This is a genomic window from Pseudomonas sp. MWU13-3659, assembly GCF_023757525.1.
In the GTDB taxonomy this organism is placed as follows: domain Bacteria; phylum Pseudomonadota; class Gammaproteobacteria; order Pseudomonadales; family Pseudomonadaceae; genus Aquipseudomonas; species Aquipseudomonas entomophila_E.
On the sequence record NZ_JAMSHW010000001.1, the window covers coordinates 267,158 to 287,150 of the forward strand.

At 63.9% G+C, this 19,993-nt stretch carries 17 protein-coding genes and 1 pseudogene; 6 read left to right on the forward strand and 12 right to left on the reverse strand.

What is annotated here, in order from left to right; genetic code table 11:
- The first annotated feature begins 5 nt into the window (after positions 1 to 5).
- From NGM28_RS01195 to NGM28_RS01210, 4 genes are all read left to right on the forward strand, one after another.
- Positions 6 to 338, forward strand: coding sequence for a DMT family transporter (locus tag NGM28_RS01195; RefSeq protein ID WP_011535981.1), 333 nt, complete (start codon positions 6 to 8; stop codon positions 336 to 338).
- A gap of 153 nt (positions 339 to 491) precedes the next feature.
- Positions 492 to 1,667, forward strand: coding sequence for an NAD(P)/FAD-dependent oxidoreductase (locus NGM28_RS01200; RefSeq protein ID WP_252088447.1), 1,176 nt, complete (start codon positions 492 to 494; stop codon positions 1,665 to 1,667).
- Complete coding sequence (locus NGM28_RS01205; RefSeq protein WP_240066949.1) at positions 1,664 to 2,476, forward strand: aldo/keto reductase; 813 nt, start codon at positions 1,664 to 1,666, stop codon at positions 2,474 to 2,476. Before NGM28_RS01200 ends, NGM28_RS01205 begins: the two co-directional genes overlap by 4 nt.
- Before the next feature lie 37 nt (positions 2,477 to 2,513).
- The gene (locus tag NGM28_RS01210) at positions 2,514 to 3,482 is read left to right on the forward strand and encodes a metal ABC transporter ATPase (protein ID WP_240066948.1); all 969 of its coding nucleotides are present in this window, start codon (positions 2,514 to 2,516) and stop codon (positions 3,480 to 3,482) included.
- A 90-nt stretch (positions 3,483 to 3,572) separates the two neighbouring features.
- Here NGM28_RS01210 and hldE read toward each other — a convergent pair whose 3' ends face one another.
- The 3 genes and pseudogenes from hldE to NGM28_RS01225 form a co-directional block, all read right to left on the reverse strand.
- Positions 3,573 to 4,994, reverse strand: a complete 1,422-nt coding sequence (hldE, locus tag NGM28_RS01215; RefSeq protein ID WP_240066947.1) for a bifunctional D-glycero-beta-D-manno-heptose-7-phosphate kinase/D-glycero-beta-D-manno-heptose 1-phosphate adenylyltransferase HldE — start codon at positions 4,992 to 4,994, stop codon at positions 3,573 to 3,575.
- A 129-nt stretch (positions 4,995 to 5,123) separates the two neighbouring features.
- Complete coding sequence (gene msbA, locus NGM28_RS01220) at positions 5,124 to 6,932, reverse strand: lipid A export permease/ATP-binding protein MsbA (RefSeq protein ID WP_252088448.1); 1,809 nt, start codon at positions 6,930 to 6,932, stop codon at positions 5,124 to 5,126.
- 18 nt (positions 6,933 to 6,950) lie between these two features.
- Positions 6,951 to 8,122, reverse strand: a pseudogene (locus NGM28_RS01225) (O-antigen ligase family protein); the annotation flags it as partial.
- A 104-nt stretch (positions 8,123 to 8,226) separates the two neighbouring features.
- Here NGM28_RS01225 and NGM28_RS01230 point away from each other — a divergent pair.
- Complete coding sequence (locus tag NGM28_RS01230) at positions 8,227 to 8,832, forward strand: BUD32 family EKC/KEOPS complex subunit (RefSeq protein ID WP_240066944.1); 606 nt, start codon at positions 8,227 to 8,229, stop codon at positions 8,830 to 8,832.
- 3 nt (positions 8,833 to 8,835) lie between these two features.
- Here NGM28_RS01230 and NGM28_RS01235 read toward each other — a convergent pair whose 3' ends face one another.
- The 9 genes from NGM28_RS01235 to putP form a co-directional block, all read right to left on the reverse strand.
- Positions 8,836 to 9,924 (reverse strand): glycosyltransferase, encoded by a 1,089-nt coding sequence (locus tag NGM28_RS01235; RefSeq protein WP_240066969.1) that lies wholly within the window; start codon positions 9,922 to 9,924, stop codon positions 8,836 to 8,838.
- A gap of 47 nt (positions 9,925 to 9,971) precedes the next feature.
- A complete protein-coding gene (locus tag NGM28_RS01240) occupies positions 9,972 to 10,745 on the reverse strand; it encodes a glycosyltransferase family 2 protein (protein WP_240066943.1) in 774 nt (257 codons plus the stop codon).
- Positions 10,746 to 10,808: 63 nt separating this feature from the next.
- On the reverse strand, positions 10,809 to 11,765 hold the full coding sequence (locus tag NGM28_RS01245) for a glycosyltransferase family protein (protein WP_011535991.1): 957 nt from the start codon (positions 11,763 to 11,765) through the stop codon (positions 10,809 to 10,811).
- A 16-nt stretch (positions 11,766 to 11,781) separates the two neighbouring features.
- Complete coding sequence (locus NGM28_RS01250) at positions 11,782 to 13,185, reverse strand: PIG-L deacetylase family protein (protein WP_252088450.1); 1,404 nt, start codon at positions 13,183 to 13,185, stop codon at positions 11,782 to 11,784.
- Positions 13,182 to 14,078, reverse strand: a complete 897-nt coding sequence (locus tag NGM28_RS01255) for an antimicrobial resistance protein Mig-14 (RefSeq protein ID WP_240066940.1) — start codon at positions 14,076 to 14,078, stop codon at positions 13,182 to 13,184. The genes NGM28_RS01250 and NGM28_RS01255 overlap by 4 nt, the downstream gene beginning before the upstream one ends.
- On the reverse strand, positions 14,078 to 15,208 hold the full coding sequence (locus NGM28_RS01260; protein WP_252088451.1) for a glycosyltransferase: 1,131 nt from the start codon (positions 15,206 to 15,208) through the stop codon (positions 14,078 to 14,080). Before NGM28_RS01260 ends, NGM28_RS01255 begins: the two co-directional genes overlap by 1 nt.
- Positions 15,192 to 16,949 (reverse strand): carbamoyltransferase family protein, encoded by a 1,758-nt coding sequence (locus tag NGM28_RS01265; protein WP_011535995.1) that lies wholly within the window; start codon positions 16,947 to 16,949, stop codon positions 15,192 to 15,194. The genes NGM28_RS01260 and NGM28_RS01265 overlap by 17 nt, the downstream gene beginning before the upstream one ends.
- A gap of 239 nt (positions 16,950 to 17,188) precedes the next feature.
- Positions 17,189 to 18,025, reverse strand: a complete 837-nt coding sequence (locus NGM28_RS01270; RefSeq protein ID WP_240066938.1) for a 23S rRNA (adenine(2030)-N(6))-methyltransferase RlmJ — start codon at positions 18,023 to 18,025, stop codon at positions 17,189 to 17,191.
- A 152-nt stretch (positions 18,026 to 18,177) separates the two neighbouring features.
- A complete protein-coding gene (gene putP / locus NGM28_RS01275; RefSeq protein ID WP_240067197.1) occupies positions 18,178 to 19,656 on the reverse strand; it encodes a sodium/proline symporter PutP in 1,479 nt (492 codons plus the stop codon).
- Here putP and NGM28_RS01280 point away from each other — a divergent pair.
- Positions 19,655 to 19,921 carry a hypothetical protein gene (locus tag NGM28_RS01280; RefSeq protein ID WP_252088452.1) on the forward strand — a complete coding sequence of 89 codons (267 nt, stop codon included), beginning with the start codon at positions 19,655 to 19,657 and terminating at the stop codon, positions 19,919 to 19,921. The genes putP and NGM28_RS01280 overlap by 2 nt on opposite strands.
- Positions 19,922 to 19,993: the final 72 nt, after the last annotated feature.

Genomic DNA, 19,993 nt, shown 5'->3' on the forward strand with positions numbered 1-19,993 from the left:
GCCCCATGAACGCCTATACCTATCTCGCCATCGCCATCTGCGCCGAAGTCATCGCCACCGCCTCCATGAAGGCGGTCAAGGGGCTGAGCACGCCGTTGCCGCTGCTGTTGATGATCTGTGGCTATGGGGTGGCGTTCTGGATGCTGACCCTGGTGGTGCGCAGTATTCCGGTGGGTATCGCCTATGCGATCTGGTCGGGGTTGGGCATCGTGCTGATCAGCGTCGCGGCCCTGGTGATCTACGGGCAGAAGCTGGATGTCCCGGCGATGCTGGGCATGGCCATGATCGTCGGCGGCGTGGTGGTGATCCAGGTGTTCTCCAACACCGCCGGGCACTGACGTGCCGCCCCCGCAGGAGCCAGCTTGCTGGCGAACACTCTCGCAACCGACTGGCAAGGCTGCGCCTTGCATCGCCAGCAAGCAGGCTCCTACACGCTGGTCGAGGGCTTAGCCTGTATACTGCGCACCTGTCCCAGCTTTCGAGGTGCCCGCATGCCATCCGCCATTTCCACTGACGTGCTGATCGTCGGCGCCGGGGTCGCAGGCCTCTGGCTCAACGCCCGCCTGCGTCGCCTGGGCTATTCGACAGTGCTGGTGGAGCGCGCCAGCCTGGGCGGCGAGCAGACCATCAAGTCGCAGGGCATCATCCACGGTGGCACCAAGTACGCCCTGCACGGCGCCCTGACCGGCGCCTCCGAGGCCATTGCCGACATGCCGCGGCGCTGGCGCGAAGCGCTGGCCGGCAACGGCGAGCTGGACCTGACAAGCACCCGCCTGCTGTCCGACGCCCACTACCTCTGGTCCCCCGGCACCCTGGCCGGCAACCTCACCAGCTTCTTCGCCAGCAAGGCCGTGCGCGGCCGGGTCGACCAGGTCAAGGGCGAACAACTGCCCCCGGCGCTGCAGGACCGGGCATTCAAAGGCAAGGTCTACCGCCTGGCCGAGCTGGTCATCGACGTGCCCAGCCTGCTGGCCAACCTCGCACAACTGGCCGGCGACAGCCTGCTGGCGGGCGAACAAATCGAGCCCCTGCGCGAAGACGGCGAACTGAGCGGCCTTATCGTCGATGGCCGCGAGATCCGCGCCCAGCGTCTTGTCCTCAGCGCCGGAGGCGGCACGGCGGACCTGCTGCACGCCCTTGGCCTCGACCAGCCGGCCATGCAACGCCGCCCACTGCACATGGTCCTGGCCAAGGGGCCCAACCTCAAACCCCTGTACGCCCACTGCCTGGGCGGTGGTCCCAAGCCACGCATCACCGTGACCACCCACCCGGCCGCCGACGGCCAATGGGTCTGGTACCTCGGTGGCGACATTGCCGAGGCCGACGGCGTGGCCCGCGAGCCTGCCGCGCAGATCGCCGCTGCACAGAAGGAAGTCGCCGGCCTGTTGCCCTGGGTCGACCAGAGCCAGGTACGCTGGGCCACCCTGCGGGTCGACCGCGCCGAGCCCGCGCAATCGGGCCTGGTGCGCCCGGACAACGCCTTCCTTGCCGAACAGCAGCGCCTGCTGGTGGGCTGGCCGACCAAACTGGCCCTGGCGCCGGACTTCGCCGACCGCGTGCTGGCCAGCTTCGAACGCGATGGCATCCGCCCCTCGGCACATCCGGACTTGACCGGCCTGCCGCGCCCACCGCTGGGTGTAGCGGCCTGGGAGCAACTGCTGCCATGAGCCTGCCAACCCTGCACGACTATCTTCGCCCCTTGGGCAGCACCGGCCTGCGCGTTTCACCCCTGGGCCTGGGCACGGTCAAGCTGGGCCGCGACCAGGGGGTGAAGTACCCCAACGGTTTCACCATCCCCGATGACGAAACCGCCCGTCTGCTGCTCGGGCAGGCACGCGAACTGGGGATCAACCTGCTCGACACCGCCCCGGCCTACGGCCGCAGCGAGGAGCGCCTGGGCCCGTTGCTGCGCGGCCAGCGTGACGAATGGGTGATCGTCAGCAAGGTCGGTGAAGAATTCGACGACGGCCAGTCGCATTTCGACTTCAGCGCCGCCCACACACGCCGCTCTGTCGAGCGCAGCCTCAAACGCCTGGAAACCGACCGCATCGAGCTGGTGCTGGTGCACTCCGACGGCAACGACCTGGCGATCCTCGAACACGAGGCGGTGTATGAAACCCTCGCCACCCTCAAGCAGGAGGGCAAGATCCTCGGCTATGGTTTCTCCGGCAAGACCGTTGCCGGCGGCTTGAAAGCCTTGGAGCAGGGCGACTGCGCCATGGTTACCTACAACCTCAACGAGCAGGCGGAACGACCGGTGCTGGACTACGCTGCCGAGCACGGCAAGGCGATCCTGGTGAAGAAGGCTCTGGCCAGCGGGCACATCTGCCTGGCGCCTGGCGTCGACCCGGTACAGGCCAGCTTCGAACTGCTGTTTGCCCACCCAGGCGTCAACAGTGCCATTGTCGGCACCATCAACCCGGTTCACCTGGCCCACAACGTGGCCACCGTCGCCCGCATCCTGGGTCGCCCCTGAGCCACCCGGGCGGGGGCCCATCGCAAGGAGGAGCCTCGTGCCGCGTACGCTGATCCGCAAGAACCCGAGCAACTTCAAGACCCTGCCCCTGCATGTCGAGGCCACGCACGACGGCCTCACCTACCAGAGCATCGGCATGCCGCTGAACTTCGCCCAGACGCTGCAGCGGCGCAAAGCGATCCAGTTGCAGAACAGCGACCATTTTGTGGCCGAGCTGGCCAACCTGGGCGTGTCGGTACGCCTGACCCTGCATTGGCATGGTCGCGACTATTGGGTGCTGGTGCGTCAACGCCGTCAGGATCGCGGCGATGTGGTGCTGAAACTGATATCGGGCTATGTGCCCGCCCACGAGCTGAACCTGCCCCTGCATACGGCAATTCAGGAAGTGGCCGAGGAGTGCCTGCTGGAAACCCCCGAAGGCTGGCTTGGCGGCCGCTTCAATGACACCTGGTTGCCAGCGCCCTACGCCGACGCCCTGCATTATCGAGAGGCCCTGCCTTTCGTCCTGACACCGGCCTCGGGAGCAGCGCGCCCCGTGCACTGTGGCAACCTGATGTTGCTGGAGCGGCCACAAGCCTATGTGCACCTGCCCACCGCTTCGCTGCAATTGATCTACGACCTGCGCCTCGAGGTCCCCAGAGAGGCCAAGTCACTGAGCCTGTTCCATGTCGACGAACGCCTCGAAGGCGACCAGTTGGTGGCACGCCTCGACCGCAAGCGCCCCGACCTGTACCTGATGCCCTTGCAGGACGGCAGGCCACTGGCAGAGCTCTACACCCTGAAAAAGGACCAACTGTTGCCAGCCAGCACGCGCGGGCTATGGCTGGCGGAGAGCTTCGCTCGCCAGGAAGGCTGGGTCGTTCGGGATGAGCGGGTGCGCTGGAAGCAATGGTTGAAAGACCAAGGGCTGGTCGAAAGCAGGACGGCGCCGGCGTCGCACCTGGAGCGCTTCAGTGACAAGGCGCGGGCACTGCTGGAGCGGGCACGTACCTCGCTGCACAAGTAGGACAACCCTCTGTAGGAAGCCAGCCTTGCTGGCGAAAGCTGCGCAGCAGCCGCTTCGCCAGCAAGGCTGGCTCCTACAGGAAGGTCGATGTCAGTGCTTGCGGATCTTCTCGACGATAGCCGTGGTCGAGCTGTTCTCCACCAACCCCAGCACCTTCACCGTGCCGCCATAGGCCTTGACGATATCGGCGCCAACCACCTGGTCGATGCCATAGTCACCGCCCTTGACCAGCACGTCCGGCTTGACCTGGCGCAGCAGGTTTTCCGGCGTGGCCTCGGGGAAGCTGATCACCCAGTCCACCGCACCCAGGCCGGCCAGCACGGCCATGCGCCGGTCGACACTGTTGATCGGCCGGCCAGGCCCTTTCAGGCGGCTGACCGAGGCATCGTCGTTGATCGCAACGATCAGCCGGTCGCCTTGGGCGCGAGCCTGCTCCAGGTAGGTGACGTGGCCCGCATGAAGAATATCGAAGCAGCCGTTGGTGAAGACGATCGTTTCGTTGTGCGCACGGGCATCGTCGATGGCCAGCAACAGCTGTTCCAGGCTAAGCACCCCACGCTCCGAACCCTCCTCGCGCTGGATGGCCCGGCGCAGTTCAGGGGCGCTGATGGCGGCGGTACCGAGCTTGCCGACCACGATGCCGGCCGCCAGGTTGGCCAGGGCGACGGCATGGGGCAGGTCCTCGCCGGCGGCAATGGCGGCGGCCAGGGTCGAAATCACGGTATCACCGGCACCGGTCACATCGAATACTTCACGGGCACGGGCCGGCAGGTGCAGGGCCGGATGGCCCACGCGCAGCAGGGTCATGCCATGCTCGCCACGGGTCACCAGCAAGGCGCCAAGGTCCAGCTCTTCCAGCAGCTTCAGGCCTTTGGCGACCAGTTCGGCCTCGTCGGCGCAGCGCCCGACGATGGTCTCGAACTCGCTCAGGTTCGGGGTGATCAGGCTGGCGCCACGGTAGATCGAGAAATCCTTGCCCTTGGGGTCGGCCAGGACCGGGATCTGCTTCTGGCGAGCGGCCTGGATCAGCGCCTGGTGATTGCGCAGCGCGCCCTTGCCATAGTCAGAGAGGACCAGGACCTTGACGCCTTCGAGCAGCGCTTCAACCTCCTCCCCCAGCGACAAGGGATCGGTGGCGAAAGGCTCTTCGAAGTCGATGCGCAGCAACTGCTGATGCCGGCTCATGACCCGCAGCTTGACGATGGTCGGCTGATGGGCGATGCGCTGGAAGATCGAACGCACGCCAGCGGCCTGCAGGCTGTTGGCGAGGCTGTCGGCAGCCTCGTCCTGGCCGGTGACGCCGACCAGCGAGGCAGGCGCGCCGAGGGCGGCGATGTTCAAGGCCACGTTGGCCGCGCCACCGGGGCGATCCTCGATCTGGTCGACCTTGACCACCGGCACTGGCGCCTCGGGCGAAATACGTGAAGTACCGCCATGCCAGTAGCGGTCGAGCATGACATCGCCGACCACCAATACCGGGGCTTGATCGAAACGCGGCATGGACAACTTCATGGGCAACCCATATGAAAAAGTGAACAGGGGCAGGATATTAGCACAGGGGCGAGGATGGCTTTACGGCCACCTGCATCTGTGAACATCGCGGTGACAATCGGGGCCCTGCAGGCCCCGATTCACGAGGGGTCAGGTGATATCGGCGTTTTCCGGCGCATCCAGCCCCATGGCGTGCAGGCGGGCATAATAGCCATTGGCCGCAAGCAGTTCAGGGTGGGTGCCACGCTCTACCAGGCGGCCCTGGTCCATCACCAGGATCATGTCCGCCTTCTCGATGGTCGACAGGCGGTGGGCGATCACCAGCGTGGTGCGCCCCTGCATGACATGGTCCAAGGCTGCCTGGATATGGCGCTCGGACTCGGTGTCGAGGGCCGAGGTCGCCTCGTCGAGAATCAGCAATGGCGCGTTCTTCAACAGTGCCCGGGCAATCGCCAGGCGCTGTCGCTGGCCACCGGACAGCAGCACGCCGTTCTCGCCCACTTCGGTGTCGAAGCCTTTGGGCAACTGGTCGACGAACTCCTTGGCATAGGCATCCGCCGCCGCGGCCTCGATGTCCTCACGTGGCGCACCGGCGAGGTCACCGTAGGCGATGTTGTTGGCTACCGTGTCGTTGAACAGCGTCACATGCTGGGTCACCTGCGACACATGCTGGCGCAAGTTGCGCAGGCGATACTGCTCGATCTCCACGCCATCGAGCAGGATCTGCCCTTCGCTGTGGTGGTAGAAGCGCGGGATCAACGCCGCGAGCGTCGACTTGCCGCTGCCGGAGCGCCCCACCAGGGCGATCATCTGGCCCGGCTCGGCGGTGAAGCTGATATCACTGAGTACCTGACGCTCGGTACCAGGGTAGGTGAAGCTGAGGTTGCGCACCTCCAGACGACCCTCGACCCGCGCCTTCTCGACGGTACCGCTGTCGACCTCGGGCTGCTCGTCCAACTGCTCGAAGATGCTCTCGGCACCCGCCAGACCCTTCTGGATGGTCGAGCTGACCTCGGTGAGCTGGCGGATCGGTTTGGGCAGCAGGCCGGCGGCGGTGATGTAGGCGACCAGGTCCCCGGCCGAGGCTTCGCCACGCAGGAACAGCACCAGGAACATCAACACGGCCATGGCGGTGTAGATCACCAGTTGCAGCAGTGGCGTGTACAGGGCGCCGGTCTTGGTCATGCGCAGCTGTTTGTCGGTATTGCTCTGGCTGGCCTTGTTGAAACGGCTTTCCTCGTAGCGCTCACCACCGAAGCTGCGCACCACCCGGTAACCCTGGATGGTCTCGGAGGCGACATGGGTCACGTCGCCCATGGCCACCTGGATCTTCTTGCTCTGCTTGCGGAATTTCTTGCTGGCCGTGCTGACCATCACGGCGATGACCGGCAGGATGGCGAGCATCACCAACGTGAGCTGCCAGTTCATCCACAGCAGGTAGAGGAACAGGAACACCACCGTCAGGCCTTCGCGGATCACGACCTTGATCGCGTCGGTCGCCGCGCCGGTGACCATCGTCACGTTGAAGGTGATACGCGAGATCAGGTGACCGGAGTTGTGGTTGTCGAAATAGCGGTTGGGCAGCACCAGCAGCTTGTTGAACAGCTCGACGCGCAGGTCATGCACCAGGCAGAGCGATACCTTGGCCAGGAAGAAGTTGCCCAGGAACGAGCCCAGGCCTTGCCAGGCTGCGATCAGGATGATCAGCAGCGGTACCGCCTGCAGCAGTTGCAGGTCACGTAGATAAGGCACATTGGGGAACAGCACGGCCTCCGGGTTGCTCAGGCCGTCGACGAAGTACTTGAGGATCCCGGCCAGCATGGGCTGGGTGGAGGCGAAGATCACGAAGCCCACGATGCTCAGCAGGAAGATGCCGATGTAGGGTTTCACATAGCTCAACAGCCGGAAGTAGATCTTCAGGCTGGAGGAGTTTTCCGCAGGGCGCGGTGTTTCGGCCATCGTCAAGCTCGCTGTACAGGTTGAACCGGTGATTTTACCACAGGCTTGTCAGCGGGCCGCGCTCCGGCCAGCAACATCGCCAACCCCACCGGCAACCAACTGATGAACCATTCGGCGCGCGGCGTGCCTGTCAGGCTTGCGGCGTCGAACTGCATCGCCAGGGTGGCGAACACCCACAGGCTCAACAGCACCTTGCCGAACGGCGTCGAGCGCGCTCGTATGATCTCGCCCAGGGTGAACAGCCATACCGCGATCCACAGCAGCATGCCCGGCAAGCCAAGCTCGACGGCAATATGGGTGAACATGTTGTGGGTGTGGTCGAACTGCAGGCCTGCCGCCTCGATCCGGTAAATCGCTCCCAGGCCAAGCCCGGTCCAGGGATGCTCACCGATCATCTGCAGGGATGCCTGGAAGATCTCAGGTCGGTAGGATGCCCCACGCTGCATGAGCAGGTCATAGGCGAAATAGATCGCGGCACTCCCTGCGACCAGCACCCCAAGGGCCAGCAGGTTGCTGAAACGACTACGGAACCAGAGAGGCGTGAGCAGGATGGTCATCGCCAAGGATACGAGCGTGCCACGGCTTTGACTGAGGGCAACGAACGCCCCCAGGCATGCGAGTGCCGCCAACCAGCCCAGTTGCGCCCCCCGATTCCGAGGGCAGTCGTACAACAACCAGATGATCGCCGTACCGATCACGTAGGCACCGAGAATGGGGTGGGAAATTTCCCCTATGCCCTCAAGCCGGACATAGAACGGATAGCCAATCACACTGTAGAAGCGGATGATTGCAACCAGCGCCGCGATGGCCAGCAGCACGCCGCCTACGCGCAAAATGCCGCGGCAACGCTCCACCCCCAGTTGCGCCAGTAACGGGAAGGCCATCAGGAACACCAGGATGTAGAGCAGGCGCTTGATTTCGCGCGAGTCTTCCTCGGTGGAGGACCAGGCCAGCGTCACGGCACTCCAGGCCAGCAACAAGGCAATACTGGCCCACAACGCACGCTGACCGCGCCACGCCTGGATGAACACCTGCCGGGCCGGCCAGGCCAGCAGCAAGGTCGGCAACCACAGGAACAGCACCAGCCCCTGCTGGTAAAGCTTGTTGCTCGGAGCCAGCGCAATCGCCGCCAGGAACCAGGCAAACCCCAACCCTAACCAGGCTTGCACCCAGCGCTTTTCGTAGAACATCAGTCTCCCCCCGATGATTCGAACTCACACCCGCATGGTGCTTCCGGGTAATTTTCGGCATTATTGCCGGTCATTTTGCTTGCCCAGAAGACAAGGCCACCCCAATGCAATGCTCCCGGCTAACCCAAGTCGACTTCGATCAGCTGACACAAGGCGCCAAGATTCTTGAAGCAGACAGCCACGGCGCCAAAGTCTACCTGCTTGGCGATGGAAACATCCTCAAGGTTTTTCGTCGCAAACGCCTGATTTCATCCGCCTTGTTGCGGCCGTATTCGCAACGCTTCGTCGACAACGCCCTGCACCTCGCGCAACTGGGCTTTCCAACCCTGGAGGTGATCAGCCATCACAAGCTGGCGCTGCCGGGTCGCACGGCCGTGCTGTACCGCCCACTACCGGGACAGACCCTGCTGCAGCTTTCGCGCGGGGACGATTTCGATTGGGAACAGCACTTGCCGCGGCTGGTGGACCTGGTTCGCCGAATGCACCGCTCGGGCATCTACTTCCGCTCGCTGCACCTGGGTAACGTGGTGGAGACCCCCGAAGGGGTGCTGGGGCTGATCGACGTCGCTGACATGCGCTTCCTGCGCGCCCCGCTTTCCTCGCGGATGGTTCGGCGCAACGTTCACCATATGGTGCGTTACATCGAGCGTGAGCGGCTCGCCAACCAGTTCCCCCTGGAGCGGTTCGAGGCGGCGCTGTCGCAACGCTGAATCTCAGCGATCCAGCAGCCCGATCGAGCCCTCCTTGAAGGCAACCCAGCGCTCTTCCGGCGCCATGGCCTGCCATTGCTCGCGGGCCTGGGCAGCGGCATCACGCAGGCCACAGTGACCGATCGCGTCGGCCCAGGCGGCCAGGTCGCCAACGGGCAGGTAGCACCCTGCCTCACCCAACTGCTCACGAAACACCGGCAAGTCGCTGCAGAACACGGGCACACCTGACAGCACGGCCTCCTGCACCACCAAGCCAAGCCCTTCCGAGCGGGAAGGCACCAACAACCAGTCGAATGCCGGATACAGCCGGACCAGATCGTCACGATGCCCACCGAAGTGCACGCTACCCTCTACACCGAGGGCCTTGGCCTGTGCCTCCAACCGGCCGCGCAGCGGACCATCGCCCAGAATGGCCAGACGCAACGCAGGCTGGTGCTCCCGTACCTGGGCGAACGCCTCGATCAGCATCTCGAAACCCTTACCCTCGACCAGGCGCCCCACAGCGCCCAGCAGCGGCCCCTGCACCGGCAGAGCCAGCGCCTGGCGCGCGTCTTCCCGACCGAGCAATTGCTGGGCGAACGCCTGCGGATCGAGGGCCATTCGCAAGGTACTCACCGGGCAACCAAGCCCCTGCTCGAGCGAACGGGCCAATGTCGCGGAAACGGCGGCAATACTCAGCCGCTCGGGTGGCAGGCTACGGAATAACCTGACGTCGTTCGTGCTCAGACGCGTCTTGCCGTGGAACAGCACGGTCATCCGCACCCCCGGCATTTGCCGGACGAGCGGCAAGAACAGCCGGGCCACGCCCAGGCCATCGAGCACCAGCACGTCTACCGAGGCCTCGGCCAACGCCTTGCGCAGGCGCCAGCGCAGCCATGGCATCGCCAGCACATACGGAATTCGCCGCTTGAGCAAACGCTGTGGCAAATGCCAGCTGCGCACCTGCCCGAAACTGCTGCACAGACCGTCACCGAGCAACAACCAGTTGCAAACCCGCGCGTCCGACTGCGCATGAACCAGAAGATCCCGATGGACCTTGTGTATGGACATGTAGGGCGACCCGCCCGACCACATCACATTGACGATATTCAACGGCATTGCGCCCCTTCCAGAAGTCCGTGGGCTTCGTATGAGCCGTATCAATGGGCCAGGAAACCGATCCCCAGCCCAACCACCAGCCCGAGCAACGACGATAGCGCAAACTTCACCCGATCCCGTTGCCGCCGGCGGACCTTGCGTTGAACCTCTTCCGGCACGGTCACATGCATGCCAAAGCCGGTATGCAGCACCGCATCGCCCTCGAGCGTCACGGCCGTCAGGTTCAACTCGGCATAGCGACGCGACAGCGCCTTCTCACCAGAATAGGCAGCGTACGGCGCGCAGCTTTGATAATCGCTCAAACGCCGCAGCCCCGGGTTGAGCGAGAAGGCCTGCCACTCGGCTTTCTCCGAAATCAGCGGGTAGCAAGGGACGCCTGCAATCACCAGGCGATCACCCAGATGGATGTAAGGGCTATGGATGGCCAGGTCGTGGGCGTGACTGCGCAGCCAGACCTGAAGCAGGTGCGGGCTGACCTCGAGTATCGCGCGGGAATCCTCGACGAATCCAGGGCGATAGAAACGCCAGTCATCCTCGCAATGGAAGATATAGGGTGTCCGCACACGGCTATAGGCCAGGTCGATCGACGCCAGCTGGCCCAGCTTGGGACGGTTCACGAACACCGTGCAATGCCCTTTCCAGTGTTCCGGCACAGCGTCATGCACCGCATCGTTGCCCGAGTCTTCGGTGATGAAGACCTCGCGGACCGTCGCGGTGTTGTACCGGTCAAAGCTTTCCAGGGTTTCCTTGAGCAGGTCGAAACGCCCGCAACTCGTCACCACCAGGGTGACATCACTTACATCGGAAAAACGCACGGGGTTCCCTCCGCCTCGCGGCAGGTACACTTCATGCCCATCGACGATGGGCGAATCAAAAATTCAGATTCCGAGCTGCAGGCGCAGACGCTGCCATGGGGTCAGCGGTGGATGGGGCCGCAGCGCGGGGCTCATATGTTCGACAATGCTACGGCCGACCTGGGCAAAACTGAAGCGGGAAGTCGCCAGTTCACAACCTTTTACAGCTATGCGCGCCGCCAGTTCCGGTTCATCGCGCAGCCGGCGCAACTTGGCCTGCAATACCGGGATGCTGTCGTAGAGCACGACGTTGTGCATGTCTTCGAGGCCCAAGGCGCGGTTTTCCTGCTCACCCTGGTCGTAGGCCAGCAGCACGCAACCACAGGCCATGGCCTCGAAGTTCTTGATCATGTACTCGCCCATGCCCACATCGGCACTGACGAAGAAGCGGATGCGATTGAGTGTGTTGCAGTAATCCTCGCCCGACTTGGTCCGGGTAACCACGAGGTTCTCCACCCGCCCCAGCTCGTCCAGCAGCGCCTTGCGACCGCTGTAGGCGACGCTGTTGGTGCTGCCCACGAACGCCAACTCGATGTCGCGCTCGCGGCCCTGATCGGTGAGCAATTGCTCGTCATAGCCCTTGGGCACGAACACCGCGTCGAATCCTTCCTGGCGCAGGCGCTCGCTGACCATGTAGCCGGAACTGATGACCCGCGCCCACGGCAGCTTGCGGTAGTGCGCGCTGAACTTGCCGGTGTACTTGCAAGGGATGTAGTTCTGGTAGGCGTCGTGCTCGAGGATCACCAGGTTGGGGATGCTGCGAATGAACGCCACCTGGCGGATTTCCTGCTTGAAGCGCAGGAAAAACACGATGCGGTCGTAGCGTGTGACATCCACCTCGCGCTTGAAATAGCGGCGCAGGTTGCGCTGGTCCTCGCTGGACAACCAGCGCAGGTCGCAGTCGCAGTTGGCCGCGACGCCGTCATACAGGCGGTCGAGAATCGCCCGTTGTTCCTTCTGCACCAGAAATAGGACTTTCATTGCTTTCCTTGGGCGCTCACAGGTCGCGACGCCAGAACAGTTCATGTCGGCGCACCGCCTTGCGGAAGAACTCGTTCTCCCCATACGGCGATGGGCGGCGCCCCGCCAGCCAGCGTTGCAACGCTCGGCGCAGGCGGCGCTTGAAAGGGGGCGCGGGTTGCAGGTCGTGCATCATGCCCAGGGCCATGGCCTTGTCGCGCTGGGTATCGATGTCCAGCACCAGGCTGCAGGGCGCCCAGGCTTCGACGGCTTCCAGTTGCGGCGGCAGGGCCACGCCATCGCCACTGTCGCCCATCGGCCAGCGGTCGTTGTCATGCAGGTGGTTGGCGTAGCACAGCAAGGTTTCAGGCTGCCACGCCAAGCCTTGCAGCGCTTCGAGCACAGCGGCCTGGGCACAGATGTGGTCCGGGTGCGGGTCCAGCACCGGATGCGGCATCACCAGCACCTGGGGCCGAGCCATCTCGAGCAGGGCACGCAGATCAGTCAGCAGGTTGTGCCAGGTCGGCGCGCCATCGGTATCGGCCGGCAGCAGGAAGGGATTGAAACGGCGGAAGGGACGAATGTCGGCAAGGTCGGCTTCGCGCGAGCCCATCGGCTGATCCGGCGCGGCCTGCATGGCCGGCAGTTGCAGGCAGAAGTAGCCCAACTGCACGCAGCGCGACTCCGGCACACCGGCCCAACGCGGTACGGCGATGCTGTCCCAGGCACGCAAGCGGCCCTTCAGCCTGGCGGCCTCGGCCTTGGCCAAGCCCATGGCCTGATAGTGTTCGGCTTCGATCTCACCGGCAGTCAAGGTGACCACCCAGGTTTCGTCGGCCTGACTGTAGAGACCATAGGCCGCCAGCTCGGCGTCGTCGGCGTGGGGGGCAATGACCATCACTCGGCGTTTACGAAGTTCGACCGCCGGAGTTATCCACAGACGCGGCCCCCCCTGCAATCGGCAATGCCGACCACGCAGGCGCAGCGTGCCGGCTGCCAACGGTCCGGCCAACCCGGTCAGATTGAGGAATCGCGCCCCTCTGGCGCCACGCTCGAACGTTTGCACGTCGCTGGCGGGCCCCGCCAGCAGCTCGACGCGAGGATCAAGGAAGCGTCCGAGCCAGTGGCTACGGATAGCGACTTCAAGGATCAGTGTTTCGTCACCTTGCAGTGCGACATCGGTTTGCAGCAGATCGCCCTGCAAGCTTGCTGCGGCTTCGCGCGTCTCGTTACCGAAACGGTAGGCGTAGTCTTCACCCGGCGAGTAGAACAGGTGATCAGCGAACCACGCCTCGTGCCCCACCCACAGCAACGGCAGCAGCAACAGCGGCAACCACCAGACCACGAGCACACCCAGGACGACCAGCATCAGCAGGCCCGTCAGCAACCCCAGGCGCTTGTTACGCCGATGGCGCTTTAGCAACTGCTGCTTGCGACTCACGACTGGAACACCGGCACGGGGTTGCACCAACGGTCCTTGTACTCGCGATCAGCACGACCGAAGGAGAACCGCAGCGCCTTGCCGCGAGCGTTGGCATCCTCCCAGGCAGCCTGGGTGTTGAGGAAGCTCAGCACGCTGCCCGGGCTGAAGGCCTTGGTTTCAGGGTCGACACCACCATTGACGTACTCCACGCTGATCCACTCCGGTGCCTCGACCCGATACACCAGCTGGATGGCGATAGGCGCGCCGTCGAGAAACAGCACCGAGCCGATCAACAGCCCGCGCAGGCGCTCGACCACTTCGGCCATGCGCGACGCGCCAGTGGCCGGGAAGCCCCAGCGGCGCTGGAACAGGTCGCAGTACATGGCGGCAATTTCGATGGCGCTGAAGTCGCTGATCGGACGTACCTGCCCGCCCGCCTCTTCCAGAAGGCGCAGCTCGCGCCGCTGGTTGTAGCGGAACTTCTTCGACAGGTCTTCGTGCGGGCGGGCCATGGCCAACTGCTCGGATTGCGCCTTGAGGCCACTGAAGCGCCCCTGGTTCAGTTCCGACAGGTAACGCCCGGTCTGTCGCAGCGGCGCCGCCGCATCGCTGGCGGCCGGCAGGATGATCTCGGCGTTGCCCAGGTCGAACAGGCCTTTCTTGCCGTGACGCTTGAGCACGTCTTTCGACAGCGCCAGGTGACGTCCCCAGGCGGGCAATGCGGCCTTCAGTTCTCCTCCTTGCACCCAGCCAAGGTAACGCACCGGGATCTGCGCAAGGTCGGCCAGCTGTTCGATCACCAGTGGATGCGTGGCCACGCTGCCACCGAAGCGCTGCCAGGCGTCGTTGTAGGCGGCCGCGTCGATGACCTGCCAGCCGCGTTCGCGCCAGGCTTGGATGTGCTTGAGCATCAGGCCTCCGCCACCAGCGTGCGCACGTGCGGCAACTGCCAGAAGGCATCGCGTACCGCCTGGTCACTGAAGCGTTCGTGCAGGCGCTGGAGCATATGCTGGGCGCACAGCGCACGCTGCTGCGCATCAAGCCCGGCCATATGCTTCAGGGCCTGGGCCAACTGCGCGGCGTCGCCCAACGGGAACAACACACCCACACCTTCGACAACTTCGCGGGCGCCGCCGCAAGCAGTGGCCAGCACCGGCACGCCAGCAACCATCGCCTCGAGCAGGACCATCCCGAACGGTTCGTGGTCCGAGCTGAGAGCAAATACATCGAACGCCTGGAAATAGCGGCGGGCATCCGGCACCTGGCCGAGAAAATCGACCTGGTCGGCGATCCCCAGCTCGACGGCCTGCGCCTTGAGCTTCGCCTCCAGGCGCCCTTTACCCAGGATCGCCAGGCGCGCACCGGCAGGCAGCCCCGGCAGCGCTTCGGCAAAGCCGCGCAGCAAGGTGGCCTGATCCTTGTCCGGGTGCAAGCGCCCGACATTGCCCACGACCCAGGCCTGCTCATCCAACCCCAGGGCCCGCCGCGCCTCATCGCGCGGCACGAGGGTGGCCTGCAACGCCGCGACATCGATACGGTTGTACAGGGTCTGGATACGCTCGGCCGGCCACTGCGCCAGGCAACGGCGCATGTCGTCGCGCACCGCATCCGACACCCCCAGCAGGCTCAGGCGCTTGCGGAACAGGTTGGCGAACAGGCGCCGCCCCTTGCGCTGGTAGTCGCCGAAGGCGTGATGCACGCCGATCACCGGCAAGCCTGTGCCCAGCAGCGCCACGTAGATCGGCTTGAAACGGTGGGCGATGCAGAAACTGAAATTGCGCTGCGCGGCGATCTTGCGCAGCGCACGAATCGCGCCCAGCTTCAGGCCGCGCACGGCCTTTGAGCTGAACTCGAGAAACAGCACCTCGTCCGAGGCACAACCTGCCGCGACCTGCGCGTCGGCTGCCCCAGTGAGGAAGACGGTGGTGACCTTGTAGCCGCTGCCCTGGAACAGGCTGGCATATTGACGGGCGCAATCGAGGAACGGCCCGTCATAGCCATGGCAGAACTGCAGGATCCGGGGCTCAGAGCGGCTGGTCATACGGCGCCGCGCCATCCTTGACCACCAGGATGTCTTCCATGATCAGGTACTGCAGGTCCGAGCCGAAGAACATGTTCAGGGCGTCGGTCGGCGAGCAGATCATGGGTTCGCCACGGCGGTTGAGCGAGGTGTTCAGCGACACGCCGTTGCCGGTCAGGTCTTCCAGCGCCTTCATCATGTCGTAGTAGCGCGGGTTGTACTCGCGCTTGAGCACCTGGGCACGGGAAGTACCGTCCTCGTGTACCACTTCCGGCACGCGGGTCTTCCACTCTTCAGCCACTTCGAAGGTGAAAGTCATGAACGGGGCCGGGTGATCGATCTTGATCATCTGCGGCGCGACGGTGTCGAGCATCGACGGGCAGAAAGGCCTCCAACGCTCGCGGAACTTGATCTGATGGTTGATGCGGTCAGCCACGCCTTCCACGCTTGGGCAGCCAATGATCGAGCGGCCGCCCAGGGCGCGCGGGCCGAACTCCATGCGGCCCTGGAACCAGGCCACCGGATTGCCATCGACCATGATCTTGGCGATCTGCTCAGGCATGTTCTCGAGCTTGCGCCATTTCGGCTGGCTCGGGTGGCGGGCACAGGCGGCAATCACGTCTTCGTTGGAATACGCAGGGCCGAGGTAGACGTGTTCCATCTTCTCGACCGGCACGCCACGGGCGTGGGACACGTAGGCAGCGGCACCCACCGCAGTACCCGCGTCACCGGAAGCCGGCTGGACGAACAGCTCTTTCACGTCGTCACGGGCGATGATCTTCTGGTTCAGCTTGACGTTCAGCGCACAGCCGCCGGCGAAGGCCAGCTTGCCGGTTTCCTTCAACGTGTCGCCCAGGTAGTGGTCGATCATCTGCAGGGCGAGTTTCTCGAACAGCGCCTGCATGCTCGCCGCGTAGTGGATGTACGGCTCGTCGGCGATGTCGCCTTCACGTTTCGGGCCCAGCCACTCGATCAGCTTGGGCGAGAAGTAGAAGCCCTTGCCTTTCTCTTTATAGCGGCGCAGGCCGATGACGTTGGCGTACTCGGTGTTGATCACCAGTTCGCCGTTTTCGAAGCTGGCCAGGCGCGAGAAGTCGTACTTGCTGGCATCGCCGTACGGCGCCATGCCCATGACCTTGAACTCGCCGTCGAGCATCTCGAAACCGAGGAATTCGGTGATCGCGCCATACAGGCCGCCCAGCGAATCCGGGTCGAAGAATTCCTTGATCTTGTGGATCTTGCCGTTTTCGCCGTAGCCGAAGAAGGTGGTGGCGTACTCACCCTTGCCGTCGATACCGAGGATCGCGGTCTTCTCTTTGAAGCCCGAGCAGTGGTAGGCGCTGGAGGCATGGGCGAGGTGGTGCTCGACCGGCTCGATCTTGATCTTCTTCGGGTCGAAGCCCAACTGCTCCAGGCACCAGACGATCTTCTTGCGGTAGCGCTTGTAGCGGCGGTTGCCCATCAGCAGCGCGTCGAGGGCGCGGTCCGGGGCGTACCAGTAGCGCTTGGCATAGTGCCAGCGGGCCTTGCCGAACAGGCTGATTGGGGCGAAGGGGATCGCCACCACGTCAACGTCCGATGGCTTGATGCCGGCCTGCTCCAGGCAGAACTTCGCTGACTCGTAGGGCATGCGGTTCTTCGCATGCTTGTCACGCACGAAGCGCTCTTCTTCGGCGGCGGCGATCAGCTTGCCGTCGATGTACAGGGCCGCGGAAGGGTCATGGCTAAGGGCGCCGGACAGGCCAAGAATCGTCAGTGCCAAGGGTCTAGCCTCTCAAATCGGTAGAAATGCGCCAGCGGCCTCTTGGGCGGATGGCGGCTAAAGGGCGGGATTATAACGCAAAGATCAAGGACACACCGCCCCCCTTGTAGGAGCGGCCTTGTGCCGCGAAAGGGCTGCGAAGCAGCCCCGGCAATTCCAGCGGTGCCACTGAAGCCTGGGGCCGCTACGCGCCCCTTTCGCGGCACAAGGCCGCTCCTACAGGGAGGCGCATCCGCAGCTTATTCGGCGATCAACCAGTCCATGCGGAAGCTGCCATCGGTCTGCGCCAGCTCCTTGGCCAGCCAGGGCAGCAGCGCCTTGAGCTCGTCCTCCAGGCCCCACGGCGGGTTGGCGATGGCCAAGCCCGAACCGTTCAGGCCCTGCGGGCTGTCCTGGTGATGCACATACAGCTCCACCCGCAGCAGCTTGGGTGCACCCGTGCTGGTCAGGTCCTGGTAGAAGCGCGTCAGCGAGCGCTGATCCTTGATCGGGTACCAGATAGCCGCGACGGTCTGGCGCATGCGACCGATCGCCTCTTTCATGGCCACGGTGCAACGCTTGAGTTCGTCGGCCTGCTCGAACGGCGGGTCGATCAGCATGATCGCGCGCTTTTCCTGCACCGGCAGCAGCGCCCGCGGGATGTGCCAGCCTTCACCCAGGTGCACGGTGACCCGCGGGTCCTTCTTCATGTTTTCCTTGAGCAGCGCCCCGTCTTCAGGGTGCTTCTCGTTGAGCAGGGCACGATCCTGCTGACGCATCAAACGACGGGCCAGCTCAGGGGAACCAGGGTAGTAGCGCAGCTCGCCATCCTGGTTCAGGCGCTTGATGATGCGCAGGTAGTCGGCGGTCACTTCCGGCAGGTCGTCGCGGCCCCACAGGCGGGCGACACCTTCGAGGTATTCGCCGGTACGGCTCGCCTGGTCACCTTGCAGGTCATAGAGACCAAGGCCGGCGTGGGTGTCGATGTAGGCGAACGGCTGCTCCTTGCGCGACATCAGGGCGATGAGGCGGGTGAGCACGATGTGCTTGAGGACGTCGGCATGGTTGCCGGCGTGGAAGGCGTGACGATAGTTCATGGCGACTCCTGCGGGGGCGGCAAGTTTACCTTGTCGCGACGGCGTCGTCAGGTGCGGCGGTCGATCGGTGCTGAAACGTTCGCCGGCAAGCCGGCTCCTACAGGTACAGCATCATCTTGTAGGAGCCGGCTTGCCGGCGAACCGCTCGAAGATCACTTGTCGGCGTGATACGCCGCATCAGCCGTTTCGAAGCGCGAAACCATGCTCTTCGACGGGCTGCCCAGCTTGCTCACCACCAGGATGGCGATGCTGGCGAACAGGAAGCCCGGAATGATTTCGTACAGGCCCAGGCCCACGTAGTTCTTCCACAGGATCACGGTCAGCGCACCGACCACGATACCGGCCAGCGCGCCGTTGCGGGTCATGCCTTTCCACAGCACCGAGATCAGCACCACCGGGCCGAAGGCGGCACCGAAACCAGCCCAGGCGTAGGCAACCAGGCCCAGTACGCGGTTTTCCGGGTTGGCGGCCATGGCAATGGCGATCAGCGCAACGGCCAGAACCATCAGGCGACCGACCCAGACCAGCTCGGTCTGCGAGGCATTCTTGCGCAGGAAGGACTTGTAGAAGTCTTCAGTCAGGGCGCTCGAGCACACCAGCAACTGGCAGCTCAGGGTGCTCATCACCGCGGCCAGGATGGCCGACAGCAGCACACCGGCGATCCATGGGTTGAACAGGATCTTGGCCAGTTCGATGAACACACGCTCATGGTTCTCGGTGACCGGACCCGCCAGGTCAGGGTGCGCCGAGAAATAGGCGATACCGAAGAAGCCGACGGCACAGGTGCCGCCCAGGCACAGGATCATCCAGGTCATGGAGATGCGGCGGGCATTGGCGATCGATTTCACCGAATCAGCGGCCATGAAGCGCGCCAGGATGTGCGGCTGGCCAAAGTAGCCCAGGCCCCAGCCCATCAGCGAGATGATGCCGATGAAGGTGGCGCCCTTGAACATGTCGAAGTGAGCCGGGTTCACCGCCTCGATCGCCAGGAAGGTGGTATCGAAGCCACCGGTGGAGATCAGCACGATGATCGGCGTCAGGATCAGCGCGAAGATCATCAGCGAGGCCTGCACGGTGTCGGTCCAGCTCACCGCCAGGAATCCACCGACGAAGGTGTAGGCGATGGTTGCCGCAGCACCGGCCCAGAGGGCGGTCTCGTAGGACATGCCAAAGGTGCTTTCGAACAGGCGGGCGCCGGCGACGATGCCGGAGGCGCAGTAGATGGTGAAGAACACCAGGATGACGATCGCGGAAATGATCCGCAGCAGGCCAGTCTTGTCTTCGAAGCGGCTGGAGAAGTAGTCCGGCAGCGTCAGGGCGTCACCGTTGTGCTCGGTCTGCACGCGCAGGCGGCCGGCGACGAACAGCCAGTTCAGGTAGGCGCCGACGGTCAGGCCGATGGCGATCCAGGCCTCGGAAAGGCCTGCGAAGTAAATGGCGCCCGGCAGGCCCATCAACAGCCAGCCGCTCATGTCCGATGCGCCGGCGGAAAGCGCGGTGACCACGCTGCCGAGGCTACGGCCGCCGAGAATATAGTCGGAAAGGTTCTTGGTGGAGCGATAGGCGGCGAAGCCGATCAGCACCATTGCCGCAATGTAGATCACGAAGGTGATCGTTAGTGGATTGCCCATGAGTTGTGCCCTGGCGTTGTTTTTATCTCTTGCGACCGCCGTGCACGACGACGGTTGCACCCAGGCGGCGCATCCTATGCAACAACATGAACGAGGTGCAACCATTTTTCATTTGCAAGTTGCACCCAACCATGTGTTTTCGGATAAAGCACCTTTTTTGCTCCTTTTCGGAGCAAACATCGTGTTTTACATAATCAAACGCACCAAAACGGCGCCTTGCACCCCTTCAAAAACACCCTTCAGACGAGTTGCACCTTTGCCATGAAGATTTCGGGTTGCACCCGGTTGCACCTGAATTGTCCTACAGGCTAATCTTGCCTCCAGCTTAGGCCACACC

Coding starts and splice junctions, on each gene's coding strand:
- NGM28_RS01195 (WP_011535981.1), top strand. CDS start 6: ATGAACGCCTATACCTATCTCGCCATCGCCATCTGCGCCGAAGTCATC.
- NGM28_RS01255 (WP_240066940.1), bottom strand. CDS start 14,078: ATGCTCAAGCACATCCAAGCCTGGCGCGAACGCGGCTGGCAGGTCATC.
- hldE (WP_240066947.1), bottom strand. CDS start 4,994: ATGAAGTTGTCCATGCCGCGTTTCGATCAAGCCCCGGTATTGGTGGTC.
- NGM28_RS01280 (WP_252088452.1), top strand. CDS start 19,655: ATGAGTTGTGCCCTGGCGTTGTTTTTATCTCTTGCGACCGCCGTGCAC.
- NGM28_RS01200 (WP_252088447.1), top strand. CDS start 492: ATGCCATCCGCCATTTCCACTGACGTGCTGATCGTCGGCGCCGGGGTC.
- putP (WP_240067197.1), bottom strand. CDS start 19,656: ATGGGCAATCCACTAACGATCACCTTCGTGATCTACATTGCGGCAATG.
- NGM28_RS01260 (WP_252088451.1), bottom strand. CDS start 15,208: ATGACCAGCCGCTCTGAGCCCCGGATCCTGCAGTTCTGCCATGGCTAT.
- NGM28_RS01245 (WP_011535991.1), bottom strand. CDS start 11,765: ATGAAAGTCCTATTTCTGGTGCAGAAGGAACAACGGGCGATTCTCGAC.
- NGM28_RS01205 (WP_240066949.1), top strand. CDS start 1,664: ATGAGCCTGCCAACCCTGCACGACTATCTTCGCCCCTTGGGCAGCACC.
- NGM28_RS01270 (WP_240066938.1), bottom strand. CDS start 18,025: ATGAACTATCGTCACGCCTTCCACGCCGGCAACCATGCCGACGTCCTC.
- NGM28_RS01230 (WP_240066944.1), top strand. CDS start 8,227: ATGCAATGCTCCCGGCTAACCCAAGTCGACTTCGATCAGCTGACACAA.
- msbA (WP_252088448.1), bottom strand. CDS start 6,932: ATGGCCGAAACACCGCGCCCTGCGGAAAACTCCTCCAGCCTGAAGATC.